Source organism: Shewanella chilikensis, assembly GCF_037953065.1.
Classification (GTDB): domain Bacteria; phylum Pseudomonadota; class Gammaproteobacteria; order Enterobacterales; family Shewanellaceae; genus Shewanella; species Shewanella chilikensis.
Genome location: NZ_CP149966.1, coordinates 2,859,029 through 2,872,243, shown reverse-complemented (window position 1 = coordinate 2,872,243; position 13,215 = coordinate 2,859,029). Strand labels below are relative to the sequence as shown.

Sequence of the window (13,215 nt, the reverse complement as noted above, 5' to 3'; positions counted from 1 at the left end):
ACAAACTTCATCTTTGGATGAATTAAGTCAGCTTCAATGAATGAAACCCCGGGATACCTTCCGCAATGTAGATCAGATAAGGATCGGTTGACCGATCCTTCTGATGAGAGACAATCGGAAACCTGTTTGTAGGTTTCCGATTTTTTATGTCTATTCAAAACTGCTTTGCCGACTTTCTTGAAGAGAGTCCTGTTGATGTCGCTCAGCTAACCACCTTCTCCGAGCATATTCCTGACGAGTGGATTGCTAAAGCGGTAACACTTTCCGATAAAGCGACGATTCGTCGACGTCGCTTACCGAGTGATATGGTTCTTTGGCTTATTGTTGGAATGGCGTTTTTCCGCAACGAACCGATTGCCGAAGTTGCACGGCGAATGAATGTCTGTGCCGAGGGGTTGGCTAATGAGGAGCTGTTAGCAAAAAGTGCTTTAACGCAAGCAAGGCAACGCCTCGGCAAAGCAGCCCCAGAATGGTTGTTTAGGCAATGCAGCCATAGGTGGGGGTTAGAGCGTTACCCTGAGGATACATGGCAAGGTTTGCAAGTCTTTGCTGTGGATGGCGCGCTTTTTCGAACCGCTGACACACCGGAACTAAGAGACCATTTTGGGTCAGGTAATACATCCAGCGACAGACAGACGCCTCATCCAGTATTAAGGGTGGTGACCATGATGAATGTTCGCTCTCATGTCATTGTCGATGCCGCTATAAGCCCTTATCGTCGAGGCGAAATTCCTCTTGCTATGCCCTTTATTGACTCCTTACCGGATAATTCCGTGACCTTATTGGATAAGGGTTTTTATGGAGCAGGCTTACTTCTTTCTCTCCAAAATAGTGGTGCTAACAGACATTGGTTGTTACCGGCGAAGAAAGGGGTGAAATACACCCTGCTGGACGATGAAGAGAGTGACGACATGCGAGTCGAAATGAAAGTCTCTCCACAAGCACGCAAGAAAAATCCTAACCTACCTGAAACATGGCAAGTGAGAGCCGTGACTTATCAGGTACAAGGTAAGCCAAAAACCGTATTTACGTCTCTTCCCAGAGAGCAGTACGATGCGGGAGCAGTCGCGGCGCTTTACCACGAGCGATGGGAAATTGAATTAGGGTATCGAGACATAAAAAGTTCGATGCAACACAATGCGTTAGTGCTGAGGAGTAAGACAGTCGAACTTGTCTATCAAGAGTTATGGGGGCTGCTGCTTGGTTATAACTTGGTGAGACGAGAAGCGAGCCAAGCGGCAGTAGAGCATGGTCGAATGCCCAATGAAATCAGCTTTAAGTACGCTTGTCAGTTCATCGCAAGTCAGCTCAAAGTCATGAGCAAAGCGGTGTCACCAGGTAATACGCCGAAGCGTCTAAACAGTCTACGAGGAGACTTGTCCATCCTCTTTATAGACAAACGCCCTAAGCCAAATCGGCCTAGGGCGGTAAAAATATCAAAGACCCGATATCCTGTTAATCACAAGGCAGCTCCGCTTAAGTGAACTACGTTGGGGATACCTTCCGGGGTTTTTACTTTTTAAACTCTATATAAGTAAGACATAGTCGCAAATTGACAAAACACTATTGCGTAACAACTGCAATCGAACCTGGCTGCCAATTGATTTCATGGCAAGAGAGCAGGGGAGATGGTTTTGTGGTTAAACCGCTTTCCCAAGGACAGTAATCGCTTGGAAAAAGTGGATTACCATCGGTCTGTCGAATTGAATTCTTTCAAGATTGATAAAACATATCGCACCGGCTTATGCTTTTTAATTATATATAAATCATAAGGTTAAATATTAGCTTATGCTGTTTTTACCGCTATTCATCGCCTAAGAAGGTGGCTGACAATTGATCACTAAATGTAAAAAAAAGCCATTGATGATTAATCACACAGTTAGCCTTAGTTTCCAGCGTTTTCGCCTCATTTCAAATGTTGACACAGGTCAACATTTTGTGAAATGATGCCAGCGGGTCTATGCCTTCAGGGGCATAGGAAAGGGAAGATAAAAAACTAACAATCACAAGAGAAAGACATACTTGATAGCACCATCTGCCGTTGAAATAGGGATATTCGGGGCACTGTTGCTGAAAAGTTAAACCTTTTTAATCACTTCAAATTGGTTGGGAACTATGTCCAAGGTAAGCAATAGAACAAAAATCGCTTCTGCGCTTGTTGGCGCGCTGGCACTCGCCAGCAGCAACTTAGTCGTTGCAGATCCTCTTACCGACGCGCAAAAAGCCGCGGGTCGTCTGCAGTCAGACGCCGTTGCGTCACAGAAGAAGATCGATAAGTATTTTGACCAGGCTCAAGATATGCTTTTCGAATATTCCGCCGTTGCTGACGAGCGTGAATCTCTCAAAGCCTACAATGATTATCTGGCAGGACTGGTCGCTGATCAGGAAGCCACAATGAAATCCATTCAGGACGATATCAATGGCGTAGACAAACTGCGTCAAGGTGTTGTTCCTTTGATGTTTAAAATGGTTGATGCCCTGGAGCAGTTCGTGGCTCTGGATCTGCCATTCAAATCTGAAGACCGTGCACAGCGCGTTAAAAACCTCAAAGACTTGCTTAACACTGCCGAAGTGACTCTGGCTGAAAAGTTCCGTTTGATCCTGGATGCTTACAGCATCGAGCGTGAGTACGGCAGCTTTGTTGACGTTGAAACCGGTAAGCTGAACCTTGATGGTAAAGAAGTGCTGGTTGATTTCTTCCGCTTGGGCCGCGTAGCTCTGTACGCTCAGAGCCTGGACCAGAAGACTGCCTGGATGTACAACTCTGAAACCAAGGGTTGGGATAAGCTGGATGACAGCTATCTGCGTGACATCACCAAGGGTATTCGTATCGCCCGTAAACAAGGGGCTCTGGATCTGTTCGCACTACCAATTCCAGCTGCGGAGGCTGCACAATAATGAAAAAGCTAATCACTACCGCCGTCGTTGCTGCCAGTTTCTCACTGTCTGCCGGTATGGCCAGTGCCGCAGAGGCGCCTAAGACGATTGATCAACTGCTGCAGCAAGTTAAAGTTGAACGTGCCGCTCAAGGCAAAATTAATGCTAAGCGTGAACAAGAGTTCCAAGCCGAGCGTGGCGACAAGGCTGCCCTGCTGAAGCGTGAAAAAGATGCGCTGGCTGCTGAAACTCAACGCGGTAAAGACCTGAACCAGGCCTTCCTCGACAACGAGCGTAAAATTGCTCAACTCGAAGAAGATCTGAAAACCGCTCAGGGTGACTTGGGTGAAATGTTTGGTGTGGTTAAAGGCGAAGCAGGCGATTTCGCCGGTAAGCTGATCAACTCCAACGTCAGTGCCCAGTATCCAGGACGTGACAAGTTCGTTCAGGACCTGGGTGCCCGTAAGCAACTACCTAAGATTGAAGAACTGGAGCGCTTCTGGGAAGAGCAACTTTTCGAAATGGCCGAATCTGGCAAAGTGGTTAAGTTTGAAGGTTCAGTAACTGACATTGATGGTAACGTGAACAACACCACCATCTATCGTGTCGGTGCCTTTAACCTGTTGGCTGATAATAAGTATGTGGTTCTGAATCACGAGCTGGGTCTGATCCAGGAGCTGTCTCAGCAGCCGGAAGGTTATCAGGTTAAGCCTATCGCTGACTTCGAAAAAGCCACTTCAGGTACAGCCAAGCTGTATGTAGACCCTGCCCGCGGTACTCTGCTGAATATCTTCACTCAGAAGGCCAGCTTCCAAGATCGTATTGAGGCCGGTGGTACCATTGGTTACATCATCATTGCCTTGCTGGCTCTGGGTCTGCTGATCTCGCTGGAGCGTCTGGTTACTCTGACTGTTATCGGTGCTCGCGTTAAGTCTCAGGCCAAGAATGTTGCCAATCCAGGTAACAACGCTCTGGGCCGTGTACTGAAAGTGTACCAAGAGAATAAAGATGTTGACGTTGAGACTCTGGAGTTGAAACTGGATGAAGCCATCCTGAAAGAAACGCCAGCGCTGGAAACACGTATCTCTATCATCAAAGTATTGGCGGCTATCGCTCCTATGATGGGTCTGCTGGGTACCGTAACCGGTATGATTGCAACCTTCCAGAGCATCCAGCTGTTCGGTACTGGCGATCCAAAACTGATGGCCGGTGGTATCTCTATGGCACTGGTAACTACAGTACAGGGTCTGATTGCGGCTCTGCCACTGATGCTGTGTCATGCTATCGTTGTGGCTCGCAGTAAATCTATTGTTCAAATCCTTGAAGAGCAAAGTGCCGGTATTATTGCTGAACACGCAGAGAAGAGGGCTGACTAATGATGCTATACCTGATGGACATTTGGGATTCCGTCAGGGGCTTCATGGCCTCCGGAGGCGATGTCCTCTGGCTTGTAGCGGCGGTGCTGTTTCTCATGTGGGTATTGATGCTTGAAAGATTCTGGTATCTGAACTGGGTATCACCTAAGAATCATAAAGAGATCATTACTGCATGGAATGCCAGGGAGGAAACCACCTCCTGGTATGCACACCGTATCCGTGAAGCTTGGGTATCCCAAGCGAAGCAAGATATGAATGCACGTATGCTGATCATCAAAACATTGGTAGCCATCTGTCCTATGATAGGTCTGCTGGGTACTGTGACAGGTATGATTTCAGTGTTCGATGTTATGGCAGTTCAGGGGACGAGTAATGCTCGTCTGATGGCAGCTGGTATTTCTATGGCCACTATGCCGACTATGGCTGGTATGGTCGCGGCATTGTCCGGGGTGTTCTTCAGCACTCGTTTGGACGCCAAGATGAAAATCAGCTTGGAAAAGCTGAAAGACAGCCTGCCACACCACTAGAGAGAGATTGAACATGGCACGTAAGAAGCATTCCAGTGTAGAAGAGGAAGCACAGATCGATATGACCCCGATGCTCGACATCGTGTTCATCATGCTGATCTTCTTCATTGTGACCACCTCGTTTGTGAAGCCATCCGGTTTGGACTACAACAAACCCAAGGCGTCCACAGCGACTTCAAAACCTTCGGCGAACATCTTTATCGGCGTCAGTAAAACAGGCGTGATTATGATGGAAAACCGTCAGGTTGATATTGAACGAGTAACTGCTAACGTAGAACGTATGTTGGCAGAGGCGCCAGAAGCCGCCGTTCTGATCCAGGCAGACAAAGAAGCCCAACACGGCTTGGTTGTTAAAGTACTGGATCAGGTGAAGGCTGCTGGTATTGATAAGGTCTCGGTATCTGCGGGGAACGACTGATATGTTAAGAGCACTAGTATCTATCATTATTGGTGCTGCTGTGACTTTTGGTCTGTTCTGGTTTATGGCATTCCTGGTCGGAGGTGGCGCGCAACGTGGCGACACCTCAACCGAAACGCCAGTTATCGAGATCACAATGGACAAGCAGGATTCGAAGGCACAGAAGAAACCAAGGGTGACACCTAAGCCACCCCCACCACCAGAGCAGCCACCGAAGCCAGCGGAAACGCCACCGGATAGCTCTTCTGATATTGATACCAATATGGCATTCAATATGGGTGGAGTAGAAGCAGGCGGTCCAAGCACAGGCTTTAAGCTGGGCAACATGATGACCCGCGACGGTGATGCAACACCTATCGTGCGGATTGAACCTCAGTATCCCATTGCTGCGGCGCGTGACGGTAAAGAAGGTTGGGTACAACTGCGCTTTACCATCAACGAACTCGGTGGTGTTGATGATGTTGAAGTTATCCAGGCGGAACCAAGAAGGATCTTTGATCGTGAAGCGGTTCGCGCACTGAAGAAGTGGAAGTACAAGCCGAAGATTGTTGACGGTAAGCCGATGAAGCAACCCGGTATGACAGTTCAGCTGGACTTCACCCTGAATCAAGGAGACAGATAAGATGCAAAAAGTGAATAAGCTTGCTGCAGCCATGCTGTTGACTTTGTCAGGCAGTGCAGTGCTTATGGCGCCAATCGCCCAGGCCGCTGAGAAATGTCCTATTGACCAACGTCAGGCCAAGGCTGTGGGTCAAACTGCTGCCAAAAAGGTGCAGAGATCCTTTGAAGCCTATCAGGACGGTAATCTGGACGAAGCAATCGCCGTATTGCTTGAAGCCAACGCCCGTAATGACTTCGACAAGGCTTATATCGCCCGTATGCTGGGTAACTTCTACGCTGAAAAAGGTCAGATGGGCACTTCCATCAAGTACCTGAAGCAGGCAGTAGAGGCAGATATCCTCGGTGGAACCGACCACAGTGCAACTCTGAAGTTGTATGCGGATCTACTGCTGCAGGAGAAGAAGTTTAAAGAAGCTATCACCTACTATAACAAGTGGATGGATTTCTCCTGTAAGCAAGATCCTGTGGTCTACCGTCGTATCGGTATTGCCTATACTGAACTGAAAGACTATCCAAATGTGCTGAAAACAGCGGATAAAGGTTTGTCACTGGCGGAAAAGCCTGATAAGAACCTTTACCAGCTTAAGTTCCAGGCTTACTTCAACCTCAAGCAGTACAAGAAAGCGGTTGGTGTTCTGGAAACTATGGTGCCCCTGTTTCAGGACGATAAGCGTCTTTGGGTTCAGTTGGCTCAGCTCTATCTGCTGACTGAGGACTTCGACAAGGCTACAGTGACATACGATTTGGCCTATCAGAACGGTTTCCTGGAAACTGCTGATAACATCACTCGTTTGTCGCAACTGTTGGCGTCCAAAGGTTCGGCTTATCGCGGCGCAGTGATTTTCGAGAAGCACATGAAGCAAGGGCTTATCGAAAAAAGTGAGAAAAACCTGTCTATGTTGGCCGGTTTCTTCCACAACGCCAAGGAGTTGAAGAAGGCCGCGGCTTATTATGGTCAAGCAGCAGCTGCCGGTAACGATGGCAAGCTGTACCTGAAACAAGGTCGTTTGCTGGCTTTGGATCAGCAGTTCAAGGAAGCGATTCCAGTACTCAAGCAAGCGCTGGATGCCGGATTGGAAAATCCTGGCGAAGCTCAGTTTGAGCTGGCTCTGGCCTACCTGAACCTGAAAGACTATAAGTCGGCATACCGCCGTGCTGAATTGGCCTCAAAAGACTCCAAGACAGCACGTAGCGCCACCAGCTATCTGTCATACATAAAAGAGAAAGCGCGGATCCATAACGTTTCACTCTAATGCTATGCCAGCTAAATAAAGCCCCGTATGGGGCTTTATTTTTTTGGTTCATCACTGATCTCCTGCGAACGCCACTCTGACTTTCAAACGCCACTCTGACTTTCCCAAAAGAGGTATGCGGTATCCCGCTAGCCATAGTCTATTCGCTTCAGCAGCTTGTTTTTGTTATTCAAACCTTCCAATTGATACCTGGTACAGCTCAAACAAGGGGATGAGTAATTGGCTGTCAGCATTGGGTCAAGGTTTCTGTTTGGTTAACCTAAAACCATAGTGCTTAAGTTGTTTTTTGAGAGCTTGCTGGCTCATAACCCGTCTGTTTATCAGTCAGCTTGCGGTTGTTTTGAGTAGGCTCAAGAGGTCAGGTTAGCCATACTTTGATCGACAAGTTTGCTTGAGACCGGCATTGCCAATGAGCCCTGTCATACTTGGCAATAATATCAAGCCGAGCATAGCTCTTTTGAGATAAGGCATCAGGTGCGCTAGCTGGAAGGCAGCGCTCATATTTATGATTGCGACTTCAAAGCTTTGACAAAGGTTCGACAGAAAAACGGCTGGAGTCGTTAGTATTTGTTACTTGGTAACGAATCAATGACTTAACAGCCGTTTGCATTTCCAGGTGCGTACGGATCTATGATTTACTTTTTATACGCAAGCTTGACTTCAGCTTCAGTTGGAGCAGTTGGCCGCTGGTAAACGTTTAATCCATTCGCTTATCAGCGCGACTCCTTCCTCGTGGCTGAGGCTACGGCCAATTTCGGGCATTCTGTCGCCCGGCTCATTGCTCTGCATCCGGAAATGCATGATGGACTCGGCCGGATTACCCGGTACCACATCATAGCCCAGAGTGCCGCCGCCATAGGCTACAGGCGATTTACAGGTGCCGTGGCTGAAGCCGTTGTCTTCATCATAGCTGCGCTGGTATTCCAGTTTCAGCCCGGTATTGGAGGCATTACCTTCGGGTCTGTGGCAGTGGGCGCAGTTGATATCCAGGTAGCCCTTGGCAGTTTGCATCAGCTCGCTGTCACTGAGTTGAGTCAAAGTGGCTTCATCACCATCCACATAGGCTGGTACCTTGTCGACGCTGGTAAGGGTTGGCAGGCCGCTGAGAATACCCGCACTTTGCCAATGAAGCAGTTGGTTGGCGCTGCCATCCTGGTAGGGGTAGTCACGGTTCAGATGGCGGGCCTTGGGACCAATCGGCATAAACACCGCCTGACTGGCGCTGTCGGCCTTGAACTGATGACACTGCTTGCACTGATTCATTGACGGGACAACATAGTCAAAGTTCAGGGTTTGCCCCTTGTGCACCACGCTCTTGCCTTGAATGGCACCGGCCTTGGCCAAAGTGGCATCTGTTTGCTCGGCATTCCAGACATAGGGCAGGGCGGTCCAGCCCGACTCTCTGTGGATCAACAACCGGGTTTCAATCATAGTTTCATTGTCCACGCCTCTGGTTGCAGTATCGGTGGGCAGGGCAAATGTTTTCACCAGTACTGTGCCTACCGGGAAGTCAAAGGCCTCATTGCTGCTGTAGTTGGCTTGTTTCCCCTCCGGCACAAACACATAGCGATACTTACTGGCATAGTCGGTAAACAGCGGCGTGTTGAGTTTGTAAGGGATCCCGCCACTGTTTGGCATGGCCACCGGCATAGAGGCGTCGGCAAACAGGCGGTACTGTGCCAGGCTGCTGCAATTGGCACCCGTCAGAGCATCCCAGTTCACACCAGAGCCTTGAGCGCTGCACAGCGACAGGTCGCCATCGCCTTCAAGGCCGCCTTCACCTTCTCCTATAGTACCGCCACCGCCGACCAGCACGCCACCGTCACAACCTTCGGTATCATCATCCACGCCGCAGCCGAAGATCTGTTCGCCGAAAGTGACGGTATGCGCAGGTAGGCTGACCAAAGAGCATTGCAACAGTTGCTGCTGCTTGGCTTCATACATGACATCGGGAATGCTGACATCGGTATTGCTGTTGCCGTAGAGCTGGCCAATACTGACATCTCCATTGTTGCTGGCACAGACATTTTCACTGCCGTCAGGGTTGAAGGGGAGTTCACCAAAGCCGAGATAGGCGCCGGTACCATTGTTGGCGAGCAGTTCACCCAGGCCATCGTAGAGGATCCCCGGGAAGCGGCCATGGCTGTAGATGTAGGCCTTGATGATATCCTCGATAAGATAACCGTTGGGCTTGGTGGCAAAACCGCTTATCTGGTTGTCATGGATATAGATGTTGCGTGGTGTGGCGCGCCAGCCATCTTCAATGGCCTGACCCGGCTGGGCATAGCTGGCGGCAAAGGCGGAGACATCCGGCTCGGCGATAAAGAAGCTGGAGACTGTGACCGCCAGGGTATCGTGGTTGCTGATCTGGTTGTTGAACACTTCCACATCGTTGGTGGAGAGTATGATCACCCCGGTGCCGGGAGGAACAATATGCACTCCGGCCGGGTTGGCAGAGGCGTTGGCGAAGTTGTGGGTATTGTTGTCATAAACCTTGTTGTTGAATACCCGTACGCTGGAGCCGTACTTGTGGTTGCCAATGGGAAGGTCGAACACCAGAATACCACCGGTATTGCCCATGGCCTCATTGTCATAGACATCGGCAAAGCGCGAGTTTTCCACTTCGATACCGGCGACGTTTTCCTTGGCGATATTGCGCCTGACGACTATGTACTCAGACTGGCCCACATAGATACCGGCATCGGCGCTGCCGCGGACATAGCTGTCTTCAATCAAAATATTCTCGCATTCCACCGGGTAAAGGCCGTAGGCGCCATTGCCTTGATCCAGCTCACCTTCCCACACGGCGGAGACATTGCGCAGTATGATGCCATTGGTATTTTTCAGCTTGATGCCGTTGTTTTTGGCTTCATAGACCGACAGATCCTTGATGGTGATATTGAGGGCATTTTGTACAAAGATACCGTCACCGGCGTTGGCATTGGCAAAGTCGAGAATGGTTTCATCGCGGCCATAGCCCATGACAGTGACATTGCTGGCATAGCTGCCGTCACCGTCGACATCGCCGTCAAACAACAAGGTGGCATCTATCTCAAATCGGCCCTTTGGCAACACGATTACAGCGCCACTCTGGGCGTTGATCAGAGCTTCCTGAATTCGGGTTGTCAAATTGTCTCCGGCTTCAACCATGATGGCGCCTTCGGGGAAGGGGCTGGTTAGCGGCGGTGGCGTCACGACCGGCGGTTCAGTGGTTTGAGACGTATTGTCGTCATCCGAGCAGGCAATGAGTCCCAGGGTTAACCCGGCTGCCAGCAACGCCAAAGTCAGGGGGTTTTTCTTGTTGAACATAATCTCTCCTGATTATTGTTATTATTCCGTTAACAAGATCCCGGTTCATTTCCCGACTGACAATGTGAAATCCGGCCAAATTAGCGTCAAATAATGCAAGTAGCGACAGATAACAGATTGAGATGTTATCGCCATATATAAACACTATTTTAACAACCATTTGTTTTTCATCATTTATTCTGGATTTAGTTCGCCGGCAGTGATAAAACCTCATGCGTCAGAATCAAAAGGAGTTGGCATGAGTAAGGATGAACAAGAATACAGCCTTTCCGGTGATCCCATTTTCAGATACACGGATGGTGAAAAGGAGTGGCAATCGCCTATGGGGGAAGAGTGTATCGTCCAGATAAGCGAACATATTGAGCGCCATATTGGTGAAGTCACCTGGGTCTTTCATGAAGTTATCTCGGATACTGTGCATATTGATGTGCATTATGTGGCACCGACAGACGAGCGACCTTTCCATACTCTGGTGACTTCCGGCATGAGTGACTTGCCTATGAGTACCCCCGAAGAGGCGGATATTCCCAGGTTTATGGAGCTGATGATCACCTTGCCGGCGTACTGGCAGATAAGTCAGGAAGCCTTCAGCGATGAAAAGTGGTACTGGCCTGTAAGACAGCTTAAGTTTTTGGCGCGCTTTCCGCATAAATACGACAGCTGGCTGGGCTGGGGACACACAATACCCAATGGTGATCCTGCCGAACCCTTTGCCGAAAATACCCGTCAAAATGGCATGATAGTTCTGCCGTCGCTGCTACTTGATGACGCTTTCCACACCTTGGAGATTGACCGGGACAAGTGCATCAATTTTTATAGCCTGGTGCCGCTTTATGAAGAAGAGATGATGTTGAAACTGGAGCAGGGCAGCGATGCCTTGTTGGAGCTGTTCGACAAGTATCAGGTGAGCGATCTGGTGGATGTGGCCAGAATCAATGTGGTCACGGGGCGGAAATAGCCGAGCCCAGGGGACTCATTCATAGCACACCTATAATAACAAGGTAAAAGCCGGGCTGAGCTGCATTGTCAAAACTAGCCCGGCTTTTTTGAGTCTTAACGCTTGTAACTGATGTGCTGATGGAATCTTAACACCAGTTCATGGCGCTCCGGATCCAAACCTATGGCTTCGGCAAAGTCTTTCAAAGCCGCTTCCACCTGGTTCATATAGCGGCCATAACCAGGCTCTGTATAATCCTCTTTACCGGCGACCAGCAAAAAGTGCACCGATTCCACCAAGTTACCTCCATCCCAATGGCTGACAAACTGAGTGTCGGTTGCCGCAGGATCAAAGCCTATCATCTGGGCTTCGGCAGTGCTTTCCACCTTCTCGAACTTACTGTTGCGAACCAAAGGCATCAAGCCATTAGCTACCATGGCGGTGCGGTGCAATTGCTTGCCGGCCGCCGCGCTGCGGAACTTGTCCTCAAGGAACTGGTACAGAGGGCTGAAGTCCTCGGTATGCTCCTCTTCCAGTACGCTCTGCTTCAGGCGGCGGCTCAACGGCAGACTGACGGTGACATAGGCCAATGAGCTGTGATCTTCCGGCAGTTTGCACCTGCGTGACTTGTAGCGCTGATAGATATCTCTTAGTTTGTAGCCATAGGTTTTTTTCTCACCCTTGGCACGGGCGAAGAGATCGTAGGCCATGTGCTGGTGATCGCGGACTTTGACCTTTAACTCCTGCTCCGGTAGGTTGTCCAATACCCCATTCAATACGGCGTTGACCCGGTTGTGGAAGTTGGCGGCGTTAGCGCGAATATCCTTACCTGTAGCCAAAAACAGCAGTCTTAACTTGCGGGCCTTGTAGTCCGGCTGGAAGAAAAGATTCTGGGCTTCATGGTAGGCTGGGTTGTAAAAGAACAGGATCTGTTCGGCAGTTTGGAAGCAGTAGGCCTCGGTGTGAAAACGCACCACAGGCAGTTTGTCATTGGCGATCACATGAATGTTGTGCAGATCTTCCTTTTCTGCCAACTGGAATACCAACTTGCTGATCTCGCGGTAGCAGTTTTCGTAACTGGCATAGTGACTGAGCAGCGCATCTGTCATCAGTATTTCAGCCATGATGTACTGGCTGGTACGGGTGGCCAGGGGAATATAGACTTTTTGCAGGGACATATGCTTTCCTTGTTTCATGTTATCACGCTGGTATGGGCATACTAGCCGGGTTGCACTGCACTCTCATTGCGACAAAACAACTTTCAATCCGATCGGCTATAGACTTATCGCGCCCGCCCTAGTGTAATCTATGGTTATGATTTATTAAACATTAATAAACTTTAGCCAACCTTAAGGCAACAAGCTGAATTAAAGGAGTCATTAATCTTGATTACCGAAAGCCCCAGATTAATTTTGAGACAGTTCCGAGATGGTGATCAGCAGGCCTTGTTTGCCATGAACAGTATTCCCGAAGTGCTGAGGTATATCCCTGGTGAGCCATTGAAGGATGTTGAAGAGGCCGGTCAGGTGCTTGAAAAGGTCATTTTTGCCGACTACCGCAAGTATGGCTATGGTCGCTGGGCAGTTGAGCATAAGGCCGATGGCAAGGTGATAGGTTTTTGCGGCCCCAAGTTCCTGCCGGAGTTAGGTAAGGTTGAGTTGGGATACAGGTATCTGCCTGAATACTGGGGCCAGGGACTGGGTTATGAAGCCGCCAGCCATGCATTGCCAGAAATAAAAGCGATTTGCGCCGTGGATGAGTTGATAGCCCTGATCATGGATGGCAACCTGGGCTCGGAAGCGATAGCCCTCAAGTTGGGAATGCTGCCGCTGGAAGAAAGTGAACTGATGGGGCACAAGGTGAGGGTATTCAGGTGCAGCCTTTAGTCGTTTTTAGC

General features: G+C 49.5%; 11 protein-coding genes. 9 read left to right on the top strand and 2 right to left on the bottom strand.

Going from position 1 to position 13,215, the window contains the following annotated elements:
- The first annotated feature begins 146 nt into the window (after positions 1 to 146).
- The 7 genes from WKR14_RS13020 to WKR14_RS12990 all read left to right on the top strand — a co-directional run bounded on the left by WKR14_RS13020 (position 147) and on the right by WKR14_RS12990 (position 7,072).
- Positions 147 to 1,484: an IS4 family transposase gene (locus tag WKR14_RS13020; protein WP_165564965.1), complete on the top strand. Its 1,338-nt coding sequence runs from the start codon at positions 147 to 149 to the stop codon at positions 1,482 to 1,484.
- Positions 1,485 to 2,115: 631 nt separating this feature from the next.
- Positions 2,116 to 2,898: a DUF3450 domain-containing protein gene (locus WKR14_RS13015; RefSeq protein WP_039035598.1), complete on the top strand. Its 783-nt coding sequence runs from the start codon at positions 2,116 to 2,118 to the stop codon at positions 2,896 to 2,898.
- Positions 2,898 to 4,253 carry a MotA/TolQ/ExbB proton channel family protein gene (locus WKR14_RS13010; protein ID WP_039035599.1) on the top strand — a complete coding sequence of 452 codons (1,356 nt, stop codon included), beginning with the start codon at positions 2,898 to 2,900 and terminating at the stop codon, positions 4,251 to 4,253. Before WKR14_RS13015 ends, WKR14_RS13010 begins: the two co-directional genes overlap by 1 nt.
- A complete protein-coding gene (locus WKR14_RS13005; protein WP_082014355.1) occupies positions 4,253 to 4,780 on the top strand; it encodes a MotA/TolQ/ExbB proton channel family protein in 528 nt (175 codons plus the stop codon). Before WKR14_RS13010 ends, WKR14_RS13005 begins: the two co-directional genes overlap by 1 nt.
- A gap of 13 nt (positions 4,781 to 4,793) precedes the next feature.
- A complete protein-coding gene (locus WKR14_RS13000) occupies positions 4,794 to 5,198 on the top strand; it encodes an ExbD/TolR family protein (protein WP_025011238.1) in 405 nt (134 codons plus the stop codon).
- A gap of 1 nt (position 5,199) precedes the next feature.
- A complete protein-coding gene (locus WKR14_RS12995; RefSeq protein WP_039035600.1) occupies positions 5,200 to 5,820 on the top strand; it encodes an energy transducer TonB in 621 nt (206 codons plus the stop codon).
- 1 nt (position 5,821) lies between these two features.
- Positions 5,822 to 7,072 carry a tetratricopeptide repeat protein gene (locus tag WKR14_RS12990; protein ID WP_101053416.1) on the top strand — a complete coding sequence of 417 codons (1,251 nt, stop codon included), beginning with the start codon at positions 5,822 to 5,824 and terminating at the stop codon, positions 7,070 to 7,072.
- Between the two features lie 666 nt (positions 7,073 to 7,738).
- On the opposite strand, the gene WKR14_RS12985 is transcribed toward WKR14_RS12990, so the two are convergent.
- The gene (locus WKR14_RS12985) at positions 7,739 to 10,381 is read right to left on the bottom strand and encodes an SO2930 family diheme c-type cytochrome (protein ID WP_339086417.1); all 2,643 of its coding nucleotides are present in this window, start codon (positions 10,379 to 10,381) and stop codon (positions 7,739 to 7,741) included.
- 238 nt (positions 10,382 to 10,619) lie between these two features.
- Between WKR14_RS12985 and WKR14_RS12980 the strand changes: the two genes are divergently transcribed.
- A complete protein-coding gene (locus tag WKR14_RS12980) occupies positions 10,620 to 11,339 on the top strand; it encodes a suppressor of fused domain protein (protein ID WP_286996623.1) in 720 nt (239 codons plus the stop codon).
- Between the two features lie 95 nt (positions 11,340 to 11,434).
- Here WKR14_RS12980 and WKR14_RS12975 read toward each other — a convergent pair whose 3' ends face one another.
- On the bottom strand, positions 11,435 to 12,496 hold the full coding sequence (locus tag WKR14_RS12975; RefSeq protein ID WP_159353249.1) for a DUF3083 family protein: 1,062 nt from the start codon (positions 12,494 to 12,496) through the stop codon (positions 11,435 to 11,437).
- 207 nt (positions 12,497 to 12,703) lie between these two features.
- Between WKR14_RS12975 and WKR14_RS12970 the strand changes: the two genes are divergently transcribed.
- Positions 12,704 to 13,204, top strand: a complete 501-nt coding sequence (locus WKR14_RS12970; RefSeq protein ID WP_286996622.1) for a GNAT family N-acetyltransferase — start codon at positions 12,704 to 12,706, stop codon at positions 13,202 to 13,204.
- The last annotated feature ends 11 nt before the right edge of the window (positions 13,205 to 13,215 follow it).

What these genes read in the sequence shown, in the direction of transcription:
- WKR14_RS13020 (WP_165564965.1), top strand. Translation starts at nt 147, where the DNA reads ATGTCTATTCAAAACTGCTTTGCCGACTTTCTTGAAGAGAGTCCTGTT.
- WKR14_RS13015 (WP_039035598.1), top strand. Translation starts at nt 2,116, where the DNA reads ATGTCCAAGGTAAGCAATAGAACAAAAATCGCTTCTGCGCTTGTTGGC.
- WKR14_RS13010 (WP_039035599.1), top strand. Translation starts at nt 2,898, where the DNA reads ATGAAAAAGCTAATCACTACCGCCGTCGTTGCTGCCAGTTTCTCACTG.
- WKR14_RS13005 (WP_082014355.1), top strand. Translation starts at nt 4,253, where the DNA reads ATGATGCTATACCTGATGGACATTTGGGATTCCGTCAGGGGCTTCATG.
- WKR14_RS13000 (WP_025011238.1), top strand. Translation starts at nt 4,794, where the DNA reads ATGGCACGTAAGAAGCATTCCAGTGTAGAAGAGGAAGCACAGATCGAT.
- WKR14_RS12995 (WP_039035600.1), top strand. Translation starts at nt 5,200, where the DNA reads ATGTTAAGAGCACTAGTATCTATCATTATTGGTGCTGCTGTGACTTTT.
- WKR14_RS12990 (WP_101053416.1), top strand. Translation starts at nt 5,822, where the DNA reads ATGCAAAAAGTGAATAAGCTTGCTGCAGCCATGCTGTTGACTTTGTCA.
- WKR14_RS12985 (WP_339086417.1), bottom strand. Translation starts at nt 10,381, where the DNA reads ATGTTCAACAAGAAAAACCCCCTGACTTTGGCGTTGCTGGCAGCCGGG.
- WKR14_RS12980 (WP_286996623.1), top strand. Translation starts at nt 10,620, where the DNA reads ATGAGTAAGGATGAACAAGAATACAGCCTTTCCGGTGATCCCATTTTC.
- WKR14_RS12975 (WP_159353249.1), bottom strand. Translation starts at nt 12,496, where the DNA reads ATGTCCCTGCAAAAAGTCTATATTCCCCTGGCCACCCGTACCAGCCAG.